Consider the following 18786-nt stretch of genomic DNA (forward strand, 5'->3'; position numbering starts at 1 on the left):
CTAGGAAACAAGTAAATAGCCTATCTTTCGTAAAACAGGCATTTGTCCAGCGCGGTAAGTGCTGACAAGACATATAACTATTACAAAGACAATGATAGGAGGGAGAGAATGGGAAGATTCTTTGGTGGATTTGAAATCATTATCGGCATTCTAATTGTGATTTTCCTAATCTCCATCTTCTTTGACGATGGATTCTAATAGGAGCTGATCCAATTACAATGGAATACGTATCAAAACGTAAAGATGAGGGGGAGACCAGAGTGGATTCCTCCTTTTTCCATTTGCTGATTTTCTATACAACCTATCATAAATGGAATGAGACATGCGTAGGGTAAAACATGGCAAAAGACTACGGACAAGTCAGAAAAGGAGTGAGAAAGAATGGCTCAGGTTATTCTGACATTTTGCGTTGCGTACGGCATAGTTATTGGAGGGACGTTACTTGGGGGGATTGGAGCTTTTTTGACGGCTTTTATAACAGCAAAACCTCCGTTTGATGTCATGTACGATTTAGCTACCCAACTGAAAATCATGGGGCTGGTTGGGGCATTAGGAGGAACCTTTGATTCCTTTTTACAGATAGAAAAGCTGTTTGTGGGTAATTTTACTCCTGTAATCTTGCAGCTGATCTATATCTTCGCAGCATTTTTAGGTGCCCATCTTGGAACGATCTCCATGCAATGGTTAACGCAGGGGAGTGGAGTATGAAAGGTGCATCGGGAATAAAAAAAACACGTCGTTACTTGCGATATACCATCCTCTTAATCTTGGGTGGTATTGCAGGCGGCGTGCTATTTCTAATTATGTTTACCTATCAAATAGAAGAATTGATGCTTGAAAACCGGAATTTGTATTTGTTAACCGATCGTCTACAGCGAGATATTAAAGGGATGCAGGATAATAAAAAAAATACTCGTCAACGACAACAGTGGATCATTGAGGAGATAGAAATTACCTTTCTTGAACCTAGACCGAATAAGTTTCTTGAGGCTGATATTAAGCAGGCGATGATCAAGGATCTTTCCAATTTAAAAGGGAAAAAGGGAGAGCAGATGACGGAAGTACAAGACCTTATTCACCAAATGCTGGAACGACGTGAATATATCATAGATGGAAAAGTAGTAGAGGTCCGGATAAAGACACTAGCGATCTATCATGTACTTCATTTATTTGTTACGGTTAAAGAACAACCACAAACGATTGGATTAGAAAGCTGATCAGAAAATCATGGGAGAAACTGCAACGCTTTTCTCATCAATACGTATAAGTAAACAAGACTAATATCAGGGGGATGTAACATGTCTATTTTTAAAAAGATGTTAGCTAGTGTTGGAGTTGGATCTGCCTCGGTTGATACCAGACTATATCATGACTCTTTTATACCTGGAGATATGGCAGGTGGAGAAGTAGTAGTAGTGGGTGGAGATATCGAACAGGAAGTAGACGAAATTTACATCTATGTAGTAACTCATTATGAACGAGAATCAAACGATAAAAAAATAAAAGAAGAAAGCATACTGCTAAAATATAGAGTAACAGCAAAGTTTATCATTGGGCCTAAAGAACAGAAGGTCTTTCCATTTACGTTTCAATTGCCATACAATACTCCACTAACGATTGGCAGACAACCTGTATATTTGCGTACGGGACTTGATATCAAAAATGCGATTGATCCGGGCGATTCTGATTATATTGAAGTAGGAGCACATCCTTTAGTAGGAAAAGTATTAGATGCAATTAAATCATTAGGCTTTCAACTGTACAAGGTGGATTGTGAATATAATCCTCGTTTGGGTGCACCACTTCAGTTTGTGCAAGAATTCGAATATCGTTCCAACCAAAAATATCGTAGAGAATTAGAAGAGTTGGAAGTTGTATTTTCTTTGCGTGAGGATGAATTGGATATTTATTTGGAATTGGATAAGCGGGCGAGAGGGTTATTTGGAGCTCTAATGGAAGCAGCTGATTTGAATGATCGCTATGTTCGTATTACCCTCCATAAACAGGATAAACAGCGCACGAATAGTGAAATTATGCAGCTTATAGAGAATGCAATCGATAATGCAATCGATAATGCGTTACGAAGAAGATAGGCTCAATCATCCATAATTATTTTACTGATTTAGTAAAAAATATTTGGAAAAAATGGTATGAAGCGGGATTTTTCAGACAATACTGGGAGCTATAAACCAAGTTGAGGAGGAATTACCCGCTATGAATTTGTTAGACAAAACTAGACGAATTAATACCATGCTTCAAAAAACGATGGGAGGAAATGGTGTATCCTATCAGGATATCGCTAAATTACTTTCTGACATCATCCATGCCAATATTTATATTATTACGGCTGATGGGCATATACTGGGTAGTGGATTTGCACAGGAAATTTCTGTTCAGGAGACAGGGCGTTTTGCCAGCTTCTTACCAGAGAATTATAAGGAAAAATTGATGGAAGTTCATTTTTCCATAGCAAATGAAGGTGTGCAAAGCACATACAGCATGGTTCCAAATGATTGGAAAGGTCTTTTCCCGCAAATGATGACGACAATTGTTCCTATTAATGCAGGGGGAAGCCGCTTAGGTACGCTGGTCTTGTCTCGTGCATACGGTCCATTTGAGACGGAGGATTTAATCTTGTCTGAAATTGGTGCAACCGTAGTAGGAATGAAAATTGTTCGCCAACGTACGGAGCAGATTGAGAATGAAGTGCGCGATAAAACATTTGCCAAAATTGCACTCTCTTCCCTCTCCTATAGCGAGCAAATCGCTATTGAAAAAATCATGGAACAATTGGATGCCAAAGAAGGATTACTGGTTGCGAGTCAATTGGCAGATCAAGCTGGTCTAACACGTTCTGTTATTGTTAACGCATTGCGTAAATTGGCAAGTGCGGGTGTACTTGAATCTCGTTCATTGGGTATGAAAGGTACGTACATTAAGGTTCTGAATAATAAATTCCATTCTGAACTGGAAAAGTGGAAAACCTCTTAATCAAAGGTGAAAAATAGCAAGACGAAGTGGTAGTAACGAAAGAGTCACGCCAAATGTCTTATCATCAAACGAAGAAAAACATCCTGTTTCCCAATTGTGGGGGACGGGATGTTTATTTTTACAGATAGGAATTAATAAAAATTCTATCTGCGTTTTGGCGAAGCCCGACCCAGCGGAGCACTATTCATCGGGAAAAGAAGCGAAACGAGAGCAACTTTCAGTGAATACTTCGTTTTGAGCTTCCCCGATGAATAGTGTGGAGCGGACAGTCTAATCCACAGTGGGAAGAAGACTCTAAGCGAAATGTGAAAAGAGAAGCTGTTTTTCTCCACTATGGTAGGAAGAAAACAATTTTTTTCTTTGTCGAAAACTACTTGTTAAAATGACGAAATTTGTGTATGATAATATGTTTATGTTTCATGTGAAACATAGGAATGTTTCTATTTTCTATTTAACAAGGGAGCGATTCGTTTTAGGAAGAAAGCTGGCAGCAAAGGGTATAGTAAAGACATGAGATGCAAGCGTTTGGGTAAAGCAACCTCAAAACGTTTTTTTTCCACTGCTTTACTGATAATTTTTGCTGTCTTCTCTGGAGATAAAAGATATTGTTTTACCTTTTGGCGGTACATTCCTGTATTATCAGCGTAATCGAGGAACATTGTATCAATCGGACCAGGCAATGCACAGGTCACGGATACGGAAGTATGGCTAACCTCGTGGCGCAACGCTTCGCTAAACCGAATGACAGCGGCTTTTGTTGCAGCGTAAACAGCAGTTTTGGAAGTGGCGACACGTCCTGCAAGAGAAGCTATATTTACTAGTCTTGCTTCTCGCTGTTCCATCATCATTGGTAAAAAGGCTCGTGACATATATAGTGTTCCGAGCAAGTTAGATTCGATTGTCTGATGAATCTCGGTTAAGTCGTGCTCAAGAAATGGTTTAAATATTGCAGACCCCGCATTGTTATATAAAATATCGCAACGCCCATATTTTACCTTCACCCATGCAGCAAAAGCACGCACTGCTTCATTTTCAGCAAGATCAAGCTGATAGACAGCAAGTGACTCATGACGATTCCAGTCGATCTGGATTCGCTTCAGCTTCATGCTATCTCTGCCAGTTAAAATGACTTGATAACCTTGACGAAGGTAAATCTTGGCTAACTCTTTGCCTAATCCACCAGTACCACCTGTAATAATGACCACCTGTTTCCACATAGCTTCTACACGTACCTCCTATTTAACATTCTCTATATCTCCCATCATGTTCGTAAATGGTTGTAAAAATAACCTCATTTTTTTAAGGATAGGAAACCACTACAGGGAGAAGCCTAGCTGTAGGAGGTGACCCAAATGCCAGAAGTAAAATGCAGTGTTTCTAATTGCACGTATTGGGGGCAAGGCAATAATTGCGTTGCTAAAGCAATTATGGTCGAGATTGATGCACATGCAAAGGCGAAATATAACGCAGAATTTGCAGGTGAAATCGCATATGATACCTCTCACCAAGACCAAGCAACGACTTCACGTGAAACCTGTTGCCACACGTTTAAACCGAAAGTATAAAACGAATGAAGGAAGAGACGCACCTCGCATAGGGTGCGTCTCTTCCATTTTAACACGAACGGAAAGAATCATAACGAGAGTATTACTCCCCGCAAATATCAATCCCTACAGATTATGTTACTTTCTTTCCAGACTGATTTGATGCACAAGACTGGCTGCTTCATCCCAATGATGTACACGATGTACCAATTCAGGCAAAGTGGCTTGATTATAAGGAGTATTAAACAGGATGACTGGGATATACAGCTCTTCTGCTAGCTGAAGGGCATTTTCCAGACGATCTTCCATAAACAACTGAACCTGGCGATTACGTGCAGCTTCTAGCTTGTTATGACAGCCAATCAGATCAATTTGGTGAAAGGGGATCTGATTATCTGTAAACCATTGTGTTGTTACTTCCATATCAGATTGTTGACGTGCGCTGATATAAATAAGTTCATGTACCGATGACCAATTACGTAAGATATCACCAGCTGTCCCATGAACACCTGAATTGCTGTATACCTCACGACTATTGCCAAGTAACCATTGATCGAATTCCTCGTCGGATATCTCATAAATGGTAGCGAGATTATATTGATAGCAATCGGACAAGGCTAAATTTTTGCCAAAAGCCTTGTTAAGAAAAGGCACCAAGCTAGCCGGATGCGTAACTGTTCCATCTATATCAATACCAATTTTTAGAGAATTTTTATTGAACATCTAATTGCCTCCTGACTAAATTGTACGCTGCTAACAGAAAATAAGGTTGCTTCCTTCATTTCATCCTGAACAAAAGGGGTTGGAGCGCAACATGCATAACGATCATAATCGACGTTTACGTGGTGAGCAGAAGGAAGTGGGGACTTCCACTTTTGAAAAGGCAAACAGGATCGACGAGTCGATCGCTGATACAGAGTTTGCTGATGAAACCTGGATGCGGTCTGTAATGGATACTGATTCCACAGAAAACAAGGGGAATCTGGAATACAATCCCAGGACGCAAACGGAGCGGTATCTCGGTGGAGAGCCTGTAAGAAGTGAGTTATTGGCATCCCCAACTGACAACAACGGAGCATCTCGAACAGATGTAAGCACGGAGGCATCAGCGGAAATCGCACCACCAATGCGCGGTGTATCCCGTAGTAATGCTTCAGGTACTCAAAATCCAGATGATGACGGCAACCTCGTAAAAGGAAGTGGATTAGGGATTCTTGGATTAGGCTCTTCCATCCTGTCTCTATTCTTCTTACCTTATTTACTAGCGCCGTTAGGAATATTATTTGGGTATATGGCATACCGAGGTGGAGCGAAGTCCATGGGTAGTTGGTCCATGGTCATAGGTGCCATTGCCATCATCGGAGCATTACTCATCTATCCTCTAATGGGTGCCCGGTAGTTGTCAGAAAAAAGTAGAAATCGAAAACCTCTCCATTAACAGGGGGGGTTTTCGGCTTATTTTTGTCTCATAGTTATTTCCTATAGTATCGGGATTGGAAGGGAGTTAAGGCAGCAGTCACAGCCAGCTCAAAAATTTGTGACCGTGTTATACGCCCATTTGTAAAAAAGGAATATGCTCCCCCTTGATGATTGCTCCCCGTTGTACCAGATAATTCGTCAATTACGTTACGCAGCTCTCTGCCTGGTGTACGCATAGCCTCACCAATCTTGTTAGGAATGGGGAAGGACAATCCTTTTCCTATATATAAATCTTTGCCATTCCAGGCTGCGCAGACGGAAATGAGGTACCATTGTTGTGTAAATTGACTGTCAAATGCTAGTCCACCTTCAAGTCCTAATCCTATTTCAGAATCGGGTACAGCAGCAAAAGCATTTTTTGCCCGTTGAATGGCACCATGAATCGTCTCTTCTTCAAATAAGGGTTGCTCAGAAACTCCTGAGGGTACTTGTACGCAAATAGGTTCCACACCGGTTGCGCTTCTGACGGATTCAAGTTTCGCTTTGTTTTTACTACCGAGCACAATGGATGAGAACAACTTTGCCACCTCTGATTCATATAGATTTTATTCCTATATCAGGATGATTCTACTACATAAGATCTCATACTAATATGCATGAAAAATGTCCATTAAAGAAGAACCAGCTGTCTATTCTATAGAAATTTTTCTTACTAGTATATCAAAATGTTAGGATAAAGGTAGAGAGAAGCATACAGATATTCCTCTAAAGGTGCCTGTGGTACAATTGAGAAAAAACGGAGCAAGGCGGAGGAATAATGAAATTTACGAAGATGCATGGCTTAGGAAACGACTATGTATATGTAAACTGTTTCGAAGAGAAGCTTGATGGGGTTGATTTGCCCGAACTTTCCCGAAGAATAAGTGATCGACATTTTGGGGTTGGGGGAGACGGTCTCATATTAATTATGCCATCTGATCAAGCAGATTTCCGAATGCGTGTTTTTAATAATGATGGTTCAGAAGCGTTAAATTGTGGAAATGGTTTGCGCTGTGTTAGCAAATATGTATTTGACCACGGATTAACTACGGAAACCAATTTTACAATCGAGACAAAAGGTGGGATTGTGACACCGATCGTGAAAGCGAACGAGAGTGGTAAAGTTGAGTCCATTACAGTAGATATGGGAGAGCCACGACTACTCCGAAAAGAAATTCCTATGCAGGGGAATCCTGATGAACAAGTAATTGGTGAAATTCTTCAGGCCGGAGAACGAAGCTATTCCGTAACTGCTGTCTCGATGGGGAATCCTCATGCTGTCATTATTCAAGATCAGCTATCGGTTGAAGAGCTTCATACTTATGGTCCATTGCTGGAATCTCACGCTGCCTTTCCAGAGCGTGCGAACATTGAATTTGTTTCAGTGGTAAACCGTGGAGAGATTGACTTTCAGGTATGGGAGCGTGGCTCTGGAGTTACTCTTGCATGTGGAACGGGGGCATGTGCGGCTGTGGTAGCTACTTCCTTACATAACAAGACTGATCGTGAAGTATTTGTTCACCTAGATGGCGGGGATTTGCTAATTGAATGGCGCAAGTCAGATAACCATGTATATATGACCGGGCCAGCGGTTGAGGTATTCCAAGGTATCTATCATGGAGTGTTACCAATAATCTAGAATACTATGGTTAGGTATCAATACGGAAAAAGAAAAAGTGGTTATCTCCTAATCTGTGAGAAAACCACTTTATTTTGGTTGGATCATGCTTTGTCTTAAGTCCCATCGGTTCAGTTATACACTTCTGTCAACGTGTTGGTGGACGATTCTTCATCCATCCAATCTTGATTGCCTACATTCATTTTTTCTACTTCCTGTTTCAATCGGTTCAATTCATCTTCCATTTGTTTGATTTTTTCCAGCATGGTCATGATAATTCCTCTCCTTATAATTTTTTGATAATTCTAACAAGTAAAAGGAGTGCTGTAAAGGGAGGAATAAAAATGTAATCGCTTACATCGTAAAAAATGTCGATTTGTCGTAAATCTGTTCACTTTTCATCAAATAAATGGATGGTGTTGGGTGTAGAACTGGGGATGAAGGTAGTTGAAAAAACAAACAATATGGTATGATGTAAGACAGTTCGATCAAGGTTTAACTTCAGCTCGATCATGCTCTAACGATGATGTCATCATGCATAATTAGAGTTTTTTAACAGACAAGAATTATAAAAATTCTCATCTGCATAAGTGCAACTAAGGCTTTACTACGCCAAAGGTTTGGCAAAGCCAAGTTTTCTAATACAGGAAGGGTGTCTTTCACGTGATTTACCTGGATAACAGTGCCACTACCCAGCCGGACCCACAAGTCATTGAAACGATGAAGAGAACAATGGAGACCTTTTATGGAAATCCTTCGTCTTTGCATCGCATGGGTGTTGAAGCGGAAAATGTTCTGAAACAGGCTCGCCAAATAGCTGCACAAGCCCTTGGGAAAAAGCCTTCAGAAATCTATTTTACCTCCGGTGGTACGGAAAGCAATAATACTGCAATCAAAGGGGTAGCCATGCGCTACAAAGATCGAGGGCGCCACATTATCACCACGCAGGTGGAACATGCCTCCGTTATAGACGTTTGCAGACAATTAGAAGAATTTGGATTTGAGGTTACTTATCTCCCTGTTGATAATCAAGGTCGTGTATCGATTGATAGCTTGAAGCAAGCCATGCGTCCTGATACTATACTCGTGTCCATTATGCATGTTAATAATGAAGTAGGAACAATACAGCCTATTAATCAGATTGGTACGTACCTGAAGTTGTTTCCAAAAGTGATTTTTCATGTGGATGCGGTACAAAGCTTTGGAAAGGTTCCCTTACGTATAAATGAATGGGGTATTGATCTCCTTAGCTTATCTGCTCATAAATTTCATGGTCCACGTGGAATTGGGATATTGGTAAAACGAGAAAATCTGCAGATTGAACCCCTTTTAAAAGGTGGGGGACAAGAAGGAGGTCTTCGTTCGGGTACAGAAAATATACCTGGAATTGCTGGAATGGCAAAGGCAATGAGGCTTGCAGATGAGGCAGCAAGCAAGGAGATTATACGTTTGCAAAAGTTAAAACAACAGCTAATCTCAGGTTTAGAAGAGATAAATGGCTGTGAAATTAACACACCAACAGAAAACTCCGCACCACATATCATTAATTTTTCTATACCTGGAATGAAAGCGGAAGTGCTCTTGCATGCATTAGAAGCTGAAGGATTTTATGTTTCAACACGCTCAGCCTGTTCTGCTAAATCTGATGAACCTAGTCCAGTGTTACTTGCTTCAGGTATCCCTGTTGAGAGAGCCAAAGCAGCTCTACGCATCAGCCTAGGAAAAAGCAATACCGAAGAAGAGATTGATCAGTTCCTGCAAGCGTTACAAAGATGTGTAAAACGCATCTTACCATACAGAAAAGTGTAGAGGATGACAGCAATGAATTATGACGTTATTTTGATTCGCTATGGTGAATTAGCCTTGAAAGGTAAAAATCGAGATCAGTTTGAAGAAACCCTATTGCGCAATGTACGCAATATTTTAGAGGATCATAAGCAGGTAGAAATATACCGTCGTTATGGCCGTATGTATGTGCAGTTAAATGGAGAAAACGCCGAAGAGGTAATGACAAAATTACAACGCGTATTCGGTATTACTTCTCTTAGTCCTACTATTGAAGTGGAGCAAACGGAAGAAGCAATTAAGGAAGGCGCATTGCGCTTGTTCCAGTCGCTAGAACCACAGCCCCGTACATTCCGAGTAGATACACGCAGAGCAGATAAACGTTTTCCAAAGTCCTCTATGGATGTTAGCCGTATGGTGGGAACGTATTTACTGCGCAGTATAGAAGGTATAAAAGTAGATTTACATCAACCTGATGTTAATGTGCATGTCGAAATTCGGACGGAAGGTACTTTCATCAGCTGTCAAACATTGCCGGGAGCAGGTGGCCTACCAGTTGGTGCTAGTGGAAAAGTGCTATTACTGTTATCAGGTGGTATTGATAGTCCTGTTGCTGGTTGGATGACATTGAAACGTGGAGTAAGGCTAGAAGCCATTCATTACCACAGTTACCCGTATACGAGTGAACGTGCTCTGCAAAAGGTAAAAGATCTTGCTGAACAGTTAACAAAATGGGGTGGAACGGTTCGTCTTCACGTCGTACCATTTACCGAAGTACAGACAGCAATCAGAGAACACTGTCCGGAAGAGTACAACATCACCATCATGCGCCGTTTTATGATGCGTATTGCTGAAAAGGTTGCTCAAAAACGAAAAGCGCTTGCCCTAGCAACCGGTGAAAGCTTGGGACAAGTTGCTTCGCAAACACTGGAAAGCATGTACACGATCGAAAATGTGGTGAAAATCCCGATTTTACGCCCGTTAGTTGGTATGGATAAGTCAGAGATCACTGATATCTCTCGTAAGATTGATACATTTGAGTTATCCATTCTTCCTTATGAAGATTGCTGTACGATTTTCACTCCGAAAAATCCTGCTACAAGACCACGTGTAGAACTGGCAGAGCGCTATGAAGAAAAACTGGATATAGATGCTTTGGTTATTGATGCGGTTATGCGTACGGAGATGGTTGAAATAACAGGAAAAACCAAGAAGGACGACATTGCTGATCTGTTTTAAGCCGGTAATATAGAGAAGATAGATAATCTGAAATCCCTGGGAGGATGAAACGGATGATTGTACGCTTTGAGCGTAATGGGAAGCAGAAGCACGGTTGGTTAGTTGCGGATGAGAATAAAGTCCGCGTCATTGAAGGGGATATTTATAAACAACTGTCCGCTAAACCGATCATGACGGGACTTGAAGTAGCAGCGAATGAAGTGAAAATGTTGACACCTTGCAGTCCGACCAAAATCGTGTGTATCGGAGTTAATTATTTGGACCATGCCTTGGAAATGGGAAAAGAGCTCCCTAAAGAACCTCTTATGTTCCTGAAACCTTCCACGACTGTCATTGGTCCCGGTGATTCAATTGTCTATCCGAAAGAAACCAAGAATCTTCATTATGAAGGTGAACTTGGTATTGTAATTAAAAAACTTGCACGCCGTGTAAAAGCAGCGGATGCTGATGATTATATTCTGGGCTTTACATGTGCTATTGATGTTACAGCGCGCGATCTTCAGAACAGCGATGGTCAGTGGACACGTGCCAAAGGGTTCGATACCTTTTGTCCGCTTGGTCCTGTGATTGCTCCAAAAGTGAACTATAGTCAGCTACGGATCAAAACAACGGTAAATGGAGAAGTAAGACAAGACTCCAATACCAACCAACTGATTTTTAAGGTTCCAGAGATTATTGAGGCTGTTACAGCTGTCATGACGTTATTGCCAGGAGATGTGATTTTAACTGGAACACCAAGCGGCGTGGGAGAAATTCATCCCGGTGATGAAATAGCTGTAGAGATTGAGGGAATTGGAACGCTCCAATGCAACGTTATTGCTGAAGCGTAGGAGCATGTTTTTCTTCAGATAGTAATAGAAGGAAAGAGGTCTTCATGAAATGTATGAAGAACCTCCTTCCTTCTTTTTAATCTATTTCAGTATAAATGGTATATTTTCAATCTGATTGAACAATTTTATCCCTTGGGTTATAAGATCCCCTGTGCCCGCATCTTTCTCCCGGCAGCAAGAGCAATTTCTGCATGCCCTTTAGTATATCCATTGCCAATCAGCATGCGCACATCTTTACCCGCGCCTTCTGCGCCCAATGCTGCTGCCGTAAAGCTGGTTGCCATGCTGAAAAAGTAGACCGTTCCATTCTCTTTCGTACACAAGATCGAGCTCATCTCAGTACCGGGAGCGTCCACACAATTGATGGTCAGATCCGCAAGGGCACCATTGGTCACTTCCTTCACCTTTTGCAAAATCGCAAGCGTCTGGCGAGCATCCCCTTGCAAAATCACGTCTGCAAGATTAGAGCGAGAGATTCGCTCATAATCACGTTCATCATAGGCCAGCGCGATCACATTTCCTGTAACCCCCACGCGTTGTTTCGCTTCATAGAGGCAGAGCAAGCCAGATTTGCCACCAGCGCCGATGATCAGCACCGTATTGCCTGCTTGGACGAGCTTTGCAGTTTGGGCAGGGGCACCTGCCACATCCAGTATAGCGAGAGCAAAGTCCTGTGGCAGATCAGCAGGGAGTACAGCAAAAAGCCCACTTTCAAAGAGGATAGCCTGACCGCTGACGTGTACTTGGCAGCTTGTCAGATCAATCGAGTAAATTTGTTCCAACTTCAATGGCGTCAATGAGAGTGAAACAAGAGTAGCGATTTTGCTACCAACTTCCACATCTCCTTTATACTCTTTCCCGATTTCCCGCACGGTTCCGATCAGCATCCCCCCTGAGCCTGTCACCCGATTGTGCTGCTTGCCCCGATCCCGGATGGTTTGCATGATTACCTCTGCGATGCCATTCTCGTTTCCAGCTTGTTCACGCATTTGCCGAAAGCTCGCTGCATCAATATTTAACATCTCGACGTCAATCAACAGCTCATTATCATAGATTTGCATCGAATGATCCAGCTTCCATGCGGCTTGAGGAAGAACACCTCTCGGCTCCAAAACTCTATGACTCCCATACGGACAACCTATTCTCAACATACACGCCTCCTATTTTCTTTTTAATATGAAAATTGCAAATTATATGCCATATTAATAGTTAATTATAGTGTACATGATTTAGAGGAGAGTGAAAGCGATGTACCAGTGGGATTGGGAAAAAATCATGGATACTCTTCATAATGACATTACAATCGTGGACAAGCATGGGGTAATCGTCTATATAAATGGCGCATTGGAAGAGGTCTATTCGGTTTCCAAGTCGTTTCTGCTCGGAAAAACGGTGGACGAAATGGAGAAAGGGCGCATCTTCTTTCCTTCTGCAGCCAAAGCGGTCTTTCGCTCAGGAAAAAAAGAGACGTTAATTCAGGAATCGAGTACGGGAAACAAGGTGTTTGTGACTGCTACCCCGTTTTTTGATGAAGCGGGAGAGCTGATGTACGTCGTCTGTTGCGCGAATGATATTACGGAACTGCTGCAACTCAGAGAGCATCTGCAAACGATTGAAAGAGAAATGGAATCAATGAAAGAAGAGCTGGATAAATTACGGAACAATCAATCGCTAACCGAAATTCCATGGAGCAGTCAGGCGATGGCCAAAGTGGAGAATATGATCCGAAAAGTGGCGGAAATAGATGTGTCTGTCTTGCTCACCGGGGAATCGGGCGTCGGCAAAACAACCTTTGCCCGCCAATTGCACCGCTTGAGCTCTCGCAAAGGGAAGCCGTTCGTAGAAATCAATTGCGGCAGTATACCGGAAAGCCTGTTGGAATCAGAGTTATTTGGTTTTGAACCGGGTGCATTCAGCGGGGCGAGTCAAAAAGGAAAGAAAGGTCTCGTCGAACAAGCAGAGGGAGGCACTTTGTTTCTTGATGAAATTGGCGAGCTTCCCTTGAAGCTGCAGGTCAAGCTGCTGATGTTGATTCAGGAAAAGACCTTTTATCGCGTAGGGGGAACGACACCCAAAAAAGTAGATTTTCGCCTCGTTGCCGCTACCAATGTGGATTTGCTAGAAAAAGTGGACAGAGGAGAGTTTCGCCAAGACCTGTACTTTCGCTTGATTGTGTTTCCAATCAACATACCCCCGTTACGGGAGCGGTCGGAAGACATTTTGGGAATGCTGCTCAGCTATTTGGAACGTTTCAACCAGCTATATAAAAAGAAGCTTGTCATCCATCAACATGCAATCGACAAGCTGTTGGCTTATGCGTGGCCAGGCAATGTGCGTGAATTGGAGAACATGGTGCAACGACTGGTGTTGACGGTCGATGACGGAGTGATTATGGCAGATGATTTACCGGAAAGCATTCTCGGAAAACAGCAGGCACCCCTCTTAGAACAGACGAATCAGACCTTGCCACAAAAACTGCGAGAAGTAGAGCGCTGTATGCTCCACCAAGCGTATAAGGAGTGTAAAAGCACAACAGAGATGGCTAAAGTTTTGGGAATCAGCCAGCCTAGTGTTGTGAGGAAGCTGAAGCAGTACAAACACTTATTTGAAAGTGAATAGTTCCTATCCATTTAAAAATAGGTCGGATAAATGCACGGAAATATAGCAGAAATGATGATATTATCGTATTTCACTTATCCGAAAATGAATAAGTGAAGCGTTGTTCCATGCCAATTTTTCCGTTAGATGGTTGGCATACTTTGTGCCTGTACAAAGATGTATCATCTCATTTCCACAGCAGGAAATGAAAAAAAGGGGAATTGCCTATGAATACTGCAATGATTCGTATACGTATCAGCGCACATGAAAGCCATTATGGCGGAAATCTGGTGGATGGAGCAAAAATGCTGCAATTGTTTGGAGATGTGGCAACAGAGCTGTTGATTCGCTCGGATGGGGACGAAGGTCTCTTTGTTGCTTATGACAATGTAGAGTTTATCAGCGCGGTCTACGCAGGCGATTATATCGAAGCGACCGGTGAAATCACAAAAGTAGGGAACACATCTCGCAAAATGACCTTTTCGGCTTACAAAGTCATTCGTTCCCGCACCGATTGGGGGGAGTCTGCAGCTGAGGTATTGGGAGAGCCACAGCTAGTTTGCAGAGCTTCTGGGACTTGCGTAGTGCCAAAGGAAAAGCAACGATTGAAACAGGAAGCGCAGGGAGGAGAATAATGTGGAGAAGCTGATCATCACGGCGGCCTTGACAGGTGCAGAAACCACCAAGGAACAGCAGCCCAATCTTCCCGTTACACCAGATGAAATCGCGCAAGCCGCATACGAGTGTTATCAGGCTGGTGCAGCAATCGTGCACATCCATGCGCGAGATGATCAAGGAACAGCAACGCAAGATATAGAGGTATATCGCGATATTTTTTCGAAAATTGCAAAAAAATGCGATGTTATCATCCAGCCATCGACTGGTGGTGGAACGTGGCATACGTTAGAAGAAAGATTACAGCCCGTTTTTCTCAAACCAGAAATGGCTACGCTTACAACGGGCACTTGCAATTTTGGCGGTGACGTCTTCATGAACAGTCGGGAGTATATCGAAAAATACGCCGAGGAAATGAAGCGATTATATGTCAAACCGGAATTTGAAATTTTTGAACGAGGGATGATCGCAAACGCTCTGGATTTGCTGCGAAAAGGACTGGTTACCGAACCGCTTCATTTTGACTTCGTTATGGGGGTATCGGGGGCGATTACAGCCGAGCCGCGTGACTTGGTCTATCTGGTGGAAAGCATTCCGAAAAAATCGACGTGGAGTGTCGCGGGCATCGGTCGAAATCAACTCCCACTCGCGCTTATGGCTATTGCAATGGGTGGGCATGTCAGAGTGGGGTTTGAGGACAATATCTACTTTTCGAGAGGCGTTCTGGCTACGAGCAACGCTCAACTGGTCGAGAGGATCGTAAATATATCCAAGGAATTTGGACGAGAAGTTGCCACACCTGAGGAAGCCAGACAGATTCTCGGTCTCAAGAAAAGAGGGGACAACATAACTTCGTAATAGGCTGTAAACACTCATACCAATCAAGGGGGTATTATTCATGAAAAAAAGAAAATACGTAGCGCTACCATTGATGATTGCATCCCTACTGATGCTGTTGGTCGCAGGCTGTGGCAAGGAACCGACAGGAGCTAATTCAAGTGAAATTGTAGGGAGTACCGGGGTAGCGACATTAAAAATTGCGGTAACCGAAGCAAGCCCGCCCTTTAGCTTTGTGGACAAGCAGGGCAAGCTGGTGGGTTTTGATGTGGATTACGCCAATGAGATCGGGAAGCGGTTGAACCAAAAGGTAGAAGTTATCAGCACCGCTTGGGAAGGACTCATTCCTGGCTTGCTGGCGAACAAATACGATCTGATTATCGGAAGCATGGCGATTACAGAGAAACGAAAGGAATCGGTTGCCTTTAGCTCGCCTTACTACATATCGGGTGCGGCTATTGTCGTGCACAAGGATAACCAAGAGATCAAAGCGCCAGCGGATTTGAAAGGAAAAAACGTGGGTGTAACCTTGGGTACCACTTACGAGGAAGAAGCGAAAAAACTGGGGGCAAACGTCAATACCTACAATTCCGAAGTAGATCAATTGACCGATTTGGAAAACAAACGAATTGATGCAATGGTAACGGACAAGTTTATCGGCGCATTTACGATCAATGAGACCAAGCGTCCTCTGCTGCTTTTGGATGGCTTGTTGTATGAGGAACAAATTGGCGTTGCTATGCGCAAAGAGGATACGGACCTGCTGACTAAAGTTAACAAGGCTGTTGAAGAGATTAGTAAGGACGGCACATATGAAAAGATGGCGATGCAACACTTTGGTACAAAGTAAGAGGCCTTTTCGTAGCTTGGCAACATGAGGGGAGTGATCGGACGTGGATTTTCAATTAATGATTGATTCCATTCCCATTTTGTTAAAAGGGGCTTGGATTACGGTAACGGTAACGATTATTTCCATGGCGTTAGGGCTGGTCCTGGGGATGGGAGCTGCTCTAGCCAAGCTGTCCAAGGTAAAAATCGTTCGTTGGGTGGCTACTCAATACATTGACATTGTTCGTGGAACACCACTGTTGGTGCAATTATTCCTAATCTATTACGGACTGCCGCAGATCGGCATCACGATTGATCCGTTCCCCTCGGCTGTGCTGGGGCTTGGCATCAATACCGGTGCTTACGTGGCAGAAGTGATCAGAAGTGGTATTCAGGCCGTGGAAAAGGGGCAGCGTGAAGCGGCGTTTGCCCTTGGTCTCTCCCCTTCACAAACAATGCGTCTGGTTATTCTACCACAAGCTTTCAAAATCATTATCCCGCCACTTGGCAATCAATTTATTTTGCTGATTAAGGATTCTTCGCTGGTTTCCACGATTACGCTGGTTGAATTGACGCGAACAGCACAACGCATCATCAGTACGACCTACAAACCGATCGAGCTGTACATCGCGGCGGCAGCCTTGTACTATATTGCTTCTCTGCTTGCGACGAAGCTGATTAACAGACTGGAAAAGAAATTACGAGCAAGTGAGTAGGAAAGGGAGAAGGCAAGGAGGGGTATATCTACATGACTGATCATCAAATGGTAGAAATCAAAAATTTGTACAAAAGTTTCGGGGAGATAGAAGTATTAAAAGGAGTGAGCCTGTCCGTTACCAAAGGAGAGGTCGTCGTTATTATCGGTGGGAGCGGCTCGGGAAAAAGCACGCTGCTGCGATGTATCAATCGGCTTGAGGATTTTACCAGTGGCTCGATTAGCTACAATGAGCAAGACATTTTGACCAGTGAAACAGCTCGTCAAGAAATCGGGATGGTTTTTCAACAGTTTAATCTGTTTTCGCATATGACAGTGATGGATAATATTACGCTGGCCCCCATCCAGGTTTTGAAAAAAGCGAAGAAAGAAGCGTTGCTCGAAGCAAAGGCCTTGCTTGGCAAAGTAGGTTTGGAAGAAAAAGCGAATGTGTTTCCCTCTAAGCTCTCGGGCGGGCAAAAGCAGCGAGTGGCGATCGCTCGCGCTTTGGCAATGAAACCGCAAGTTATGTTGTTTGATGAACCTACATCTGCCCTCGATCCCGAGCTGGTGGGTGAAGTGTTGCGCGTGATGAAGCAGCTCGCGGAAGAAGGGATGACCATGCTGATCGTAACGCATGAGATGGGGTTTGCACGTGAGGTGGCAGATCGTGTGGTTTTTGTTGATCAAGGGGTAATCGTGGAAGAAGGATCGCCAGAGGAACTATTTAAAAAACCGCAGACTGAGCGGTTGAGGCTTTTCCTCAGGCACATGGCTGAGACCGTGGAGTAAAAGAAAAACATTGAATCTCGAAAGTAAGGCAAGACAGCTCTTCTTCGCAGGCCATGCGCAGGATGGCTGTTTTTTTGTTTGAGAAGAATCTACTCTCTCTTTACTGAGTAATTTATACCCAATCAAGAAAAGTGCAGAGGAGAGAAACCATGAATCCCATCCACTACTAGTGCAGACAACACACTTGGGCATACGTTAATCGAAAAGCTGGCGCGTCTATCCAAGTTGTTGGGATGACAACCATTTCGATCAAACGCGATGACCTCTTGGGGTTGACAGCAGGAGGCAATAAGACGCGAAAATTGGAGTACCTGATCGCTGATGGTTGTGGATCATTTGAATTTTCACGAACTGGCTTTTTATAGAGGTTGAAGCATACGATCCTTTTAGAACTCTTTTTATGGTTCTATTTCACAATCAGATTCTATTGAAGATATGTCGTCATACTCTGTGATCTTATGAGGCTTTTTCTTGTAATAAAACTGGTATCCTCCTTTCATGATTAACTTAGGTTTACCTTTTTTAACGAGCAATTAACAGCAGAACATGCTGGTAATAGTAAACTGGAAATAATTCTTGACTGCGTACTAATAAGAATGTATAGTAAATAACTGTCGTCAAAAGAGCTATTTATAGTTATCCATTTTTATTAAAAGTGAAAATAATCCCTATTATATTGGATTAAACAGTTGAATTTTAATTCAACTAAAAAAACTCTTGAATAACTGTTGACTTTAGACGAATGAATATGGTATATTAATTCTTGCGAACGAGAGAGCGAGAGGTTGAGTGGTTAATAACTCTTTAAAAAACTTCTTGTAAAACGATCGGAAGTGTGATATACTAATAAAGCTTGTCTGATGAGGCGAGCCACTATGTTCTTTGAAAACTGAACAGTGAAATGTTTGAATGTAACTTTTAGCCATGCAAATGTTTTGAAGCTAGATCAACAAACTT

Annotated in this window: 21 protein-coding genes; 16 read left to right on the top strand and 5 right to left on the bottom strand. The window is 42.7% G+C overall.

Features of this window, described 5'->3' with window-relative positions; all coding sequences use genetic code 11:
- Positions 1–381: 381 nt before the first annotated feature.
- From LM917_RS23365 to codY, 4 genes are all read left to right on the top strand, one after another.
- Positions 382–708: a YtrH family sporulation protein gene (locus LM917_RS23365; protein WP_232700116.1), complete on the top strand. Its 327-nt coding sequence runs from the start codon at positions 382–384 to the stop codon at positions 706–708.
- Positions 705–1217 carry a sporulation membrane protein YtrI gene (locus LM917_RS23370; protein WP_232700117.1) on the top strand — a complete coding sequence of 171 codons (513 nt, stop codon included), beginning with the start codon at positions 705–707 and terminating at the stop codon, positions 1215–1217. The genes LM917_RS23365 and LM917_RS23370 overlap by 4 nt, the downstream gene beginning before the upstream one ends.
- An 81-nt stretch (positions 1218–1298) precedes the next feature.
- Entirely contained in the window at positions 1299–2093 is a 795-nt protein-coding gene (locus LM917_RS23375) for a sporulation protein (protein WP_232700118.1), read from the top strand.
- Positions 2094–2214: 121 nt separating this feature from the next.
- Positions 2215–2991: a GTP-sensing pleiotropic transcriptional regulator CodY gene (codY, locus tag LM917_RS23380; protein WP_232700119.1), complete on the top strand. Its 777-nt coding sequence runs from the start codon at positions 2215–2217 to the stop codon at positions 2989–2991.
- A gap of 440 nt (positions 2992–3431) precedes the next feature.
- Here codY and LM917_RS23385 read toward each other — a convergent pair whose 3' ends face one another.
- Positions 3432–4208: an SDR family NAD(P)-dependent oxidoreductase gene (locus LM917_RS23385; RefSeq protein ID WP_232700120.1), complete on the bottom strand. Its 777-nt coding sequence runs from the start codon at positions 4206–4208 to the stop codon at positions 3432–3434.
- A gap of 135 nt (positions 4209–4343) precedes the next feature.
- Here LM917_RS23385 and LM917_RS23390 point away from each other — a divergent pair, with 135 nt between their 5' ends.
- Complete coding sequence (locus tag LM917_RS23390) at positions 4344–4556, top strand: DUF1540 domain-containing protein (RefSeq protein WP_232700121.1); 213 nt, start codon at positions 4344–4346, stop codon at positions 4554–4556.
- A gap of 117 nt (positions 4557–4673) precedes the next feature.
- Here LM917_RS23390 and LM917_RS23395 read toward each other — a convergent pair whose 3' ends face one another.
- Positions 4674–5258, bottom strand: a complete 585-nt coding sequence (locus tag LM917_RS23395; protein ID WP_232700122.1) for a hypothetical protein — start codon at positions 5256–5258, stop codon at positions 4674–4676.
- Positions 5259–5349: 91 nt separating this feature from the next.
- Here LM917_RS23395 and LM917_RS23400 point away from each other — a divergent pair, with 91 nt between their 5' ends.
- Positions 5350–5934: a hypothetical protein gene (locus LM917_RS23400; RefSeq protein WP_232700123.1), complete on the top strand. Its 585-nt coding sequence runs from the start codon at positions 5350–5352 to the stop codon at positions 5932–5934.
- A gap of 73 nt (positions 5935–6007) precedes the next feature.
- Here LM917_RS23400 and LM917_RS23405 read toward each other — a convergent pair whose 3' ends face one another.
- Entirely contained in the window at positions 6008–6532 is a 525-nt protein-coding gene (locus tag LM917_RS23405) for a DUF84 family protein (protein ID WP_232700124.1), read from the bottom strand.
- A 239-nt stretch (positions 6533–6771) separates the two neighbouring features.
- Between LM917_RS23405 and dapF the strand changes: the two genes are divergently transcribed.
- Positions 6772–7632 carry a diaminopimelate epimerase gene (gene dapF / locus LM917_RS23410; RefSeq protein WP_232700125.1) on the top strand — a complete coding sequence of 287 codons (861 nt, stop codon included), beginning with the start codon at positions 6772–6774 and terminating at the stop codon, positions 7630–7632.
- A 110-nt stretch (positions 7633–7742) separates the two neighbouring features.
- On the opposite strand, the gene LM917_RS23415 is transcribed toward dapF, so the two are convergent.
- Complete coding sequence (locus LM917_RS23415; RefSeq protein ID WP_232700126.1) at positions 7743–7883, bottom strand: hypothetical protein; 141 nt, start codon at positions 7881–7883, stop codon at positions 7743–7745.
- A gap of 391 nt (positions 7884–8274) precedes the next feature.
- Between LM917_RS23415 and LM917_RS23420 the strand changes: the two genes are divergently transcribed.
- From LM917_RS23420 to LM917_RS23430, 3 genes are read left to right on the top strand one after another with little or no spacing between them, the layout of a single operon-like run.
- Complete coding sequence (locus LM917_RS23420; RefSeq protein WP_232700127.1) at positions 8275–9420, top strand: cysteine desulfurase family protein; 1146 nt, start codon at positions 8275–8277, stop codon at positions 9418–9420.
- Positions 9421–9432: 12 nt separating this feature from the next.
- Complete coding sequence (gene thiI / locus LM917_RS23425) at positions 9433–10635, top strand: tRNA uracil 4-sulfurtransferase ThiI (RefSeq protein WP_232700128.1); 1203 nt, start codon at positions 9433–9435, stop codon at positions 10633–10635.
- A gap of 53 nt (positions 10636–10688) precedes the next feature.
- The gene (locus LM917_RS23430; protein WP_232700129.1) at positions 10689–11465 is read left to right on the top strand and encodes a fumarylacetoacetate hydrolase family protein; all 777 of its coding nucleotides are present in this window, start codon (positions 10689–10691) and stop codon (positions 11463–11465) included.
- A 137-nt stretch (positions 11466–11602) separates the two neighbouring features.
- On the opposite strand, the gene kdd is transcribed toward LM917_RS23430, so the two are convergent.
- Positions 11603–12616, bottom strand: a complete 1014-nt coding sequence (kdd, locus tag LM917_RS23435; RefSeq protein WP_507236596.1) for an L-erythro-3,5-diaminohexanoate dehydrogenase — start codon at positions 12614–12616, stop codon at positions 11603–11605.
- Between the two features lie 97 nt (positions 12617–12713).
- Here kdd and LM917_RS23440 point away from each other — a divergent pair, with 97 nt between their 5' ends.
- The 6 genes from LM917_RS23440 to LM917_RS23465 all read left to right on the top strand — a co-directional run bounded on the left by LM917_RS23440 (position 12714) and on the right by LM917_RS23465 (position 17829).
- A complete protein-coding gene (locus LM917_RS23440) occupies positions 12714–14084 on the top strand; it encodes a sigma-54 interaction domain-containing protein (protein ID WP_232700131.1) in 1371 nt (456 codons plus the stop codon).
- A gap of 206 nt (positions 14085–14290) precedes the next feature.
- Positions 14291–14698, top strand: coding sequence for a 3-aminobutyryl-CoA ammonia lyase (kal, locus tag LM917_RS23445; protein WP_232700132.1), 408 nt, complete (start codon positions 14291–14293; stop codon positions 14696–14698).
- A 1-nt stretch (position 14699) separates the two neighbouring features.
- Positions 14700–15536, top strand: a complete 837-nt coding sequence (kce, locus tag LM917_RS23450; protein WP_232700133.1) for a 3-keto-5-aminohexanoate cleavage enzyme — start codon at positions 14700–14702, stop codon at positions 15534–15536.
- 40 nt (positions 15537–15576) lie between these two features.
- Entirely contained in the window at positions 15577–16365 is a 789-nt protein-coding gene (locus tag LM917_RS23455) for a transporter substrate-binding domain-containing protein (protein ID WP_232700134.1), read from the top strand.
- Between the two features lie 43 nt (positions 16366–16408).
- Positions 16409–17059, top strand: coding sequence for an ectoine/hydroxyectoine ABC transporter permease subunit EhuC (ehuC, locus tag LM917_RS23460; RefSeq protein WP_232700135.1), 651 nt, complete (start codon positions 16409–16411; stop codon positions 17057–17059).
- 47 nt (positions 17060–17106) lie between these two features.
- Positions 17107–17829, top strand: a complete 723-nt coding sequence (locus LM917_RS23465) for an amino acid ABC transporter ATP-binding protein (RefSeq protein ID WP_232700136.1) — start codon at positions 17107–17109, stop codon at positions 17827–17829.
- Positions 17830–18786: the final 957 nt, after the last annotated feature.

This window comes from Brevibacillus daliensis (genome assembly GCF_021245735.1).
In the GTDB taxonomy this organism is placed as follows: Bacteria; Bacillota; Bacilli; order Brevibacillales; family Brevibacillaceae; genus Brevibacillus_B; species Brevibacillus_B daliensis.

Excerpts from the sequence above, each read along its gene's own strand:
- kal (WP_232700132.1), top strand. The coding sequence starts at position 14,291 with ATGAATACTGCAATGATTCGTATACGTATCAGCGCACATGAAAGCCAT.
- thiI (WP_232700128.1), top strand. The coding sequence starts at position 9,433 with ATGAATTATGACGTTATTTTGATTCGCTATGGTGAATTAGCCTTGAAA.
- LM917_RS23390 (WP_232700121.1), top strand. The coding sequence starts at position 4,344 with ATGCCAGAAGTAAAATGCAGTGTTTCTAATTGCACGTATTGGGGGCAA.
- LM917_RS23385 (WP_232700120.1), bottom strand. The coding sequence starts at position 4,208 with ATGTGGAAACAGGTGGTCATTATTACAGGTGGTACTGGTGGATTAGGC.
- LM917_RS23465 (WP_232700136.1), top strand. The coding sequence starts at position 17,107 with ATGGTAGAAATCAAAAATTTGTACAAAAGTTTCGGGGAGATAGAAGTA.
- LM917_RS23395 (WP_232700122.1), bottom strand. The coding sequence starts at position 5,258 with ATGTTCAATAAAAATTCTCTAAAAATTGGTATTGATATAGATGGAACA.
- LM917_RS23400 (WP_232700123.1), top strand. The coding sequence starts at position 5,350 with ATGCATAACGATCATAATCGACGTTTACGTGGTGAGCAGAAGGAAGTG.
- LM917_RS23415 (WP_232700126.1), bottom strand. The coding sequence starts at position 7,883 with ATGACCATGCTGGAAAAAATCAAACAAATGGAAGATGAATTGAACCGA.
- codY (WP_232700119.1), top strand. The coding sequence starts at position 2,215 with ATGAATTTGTTAGACAAAACTAGACGAATTAATACCATGCTTCAAAAA.
- kdd (WP_507236596.1), bottom strand. The coding sequence starts at position 12,616 with ATGTTGAGAATAGGTTGTCCGTATGGGAGTCATAGAGTTTTGGAGCCG.
- LM917_RS23375 (WP_232700118.1), top strand. The coding sequence starts at position 1,299 with ATGTCTATTTTTAAAAAGATGTTAGCTAGTGTTGGAGTTGGATCTGCC.
- LM917_RS23430 (WP_232700129.1), top strand. The coding sequence starts at position 10,689 with ATGATTGTACGCTTTGAGCGTAATGGGAAGCAGAAGCACGGTTGGTTA.
- LM917_RS23440 (WP_232700131.1), top strand. The coding sequence starts at position 12,714 with ATGTACCAGTGGGATTGGGAAAAAATCATGGATACTCTTCATAATGAC.
- dapF (WP_232700125.1), top strand. The coding sequence starts at position 6,772 with ATGAAATTTACGAAGATGCATGGCTTAGGAAACGACTATGTATATGTA.
- LM917_RS23365 (WP_232700116.1), top strand. The coding sequence starts at position 382 with ATGGCTCAGGTTATTCTGACATTTTGCGTTGCGTACGGCATAGTTATT.
- LM917_RS23455 (WP_232700134.1), top strand. The coding sequence starts at position 15,577 with ATGAAAAAAAGAAAATACGTAGCGCTACCATTGATGATTGCATCCCTA.
- LM917_RS23370 (WP_232700117.1), top strand. The coding sequence starts at position 705 with ATGAAAGGTGCATCGGGAATAAAAAAAACACGTCGTTACTTGCGATAT.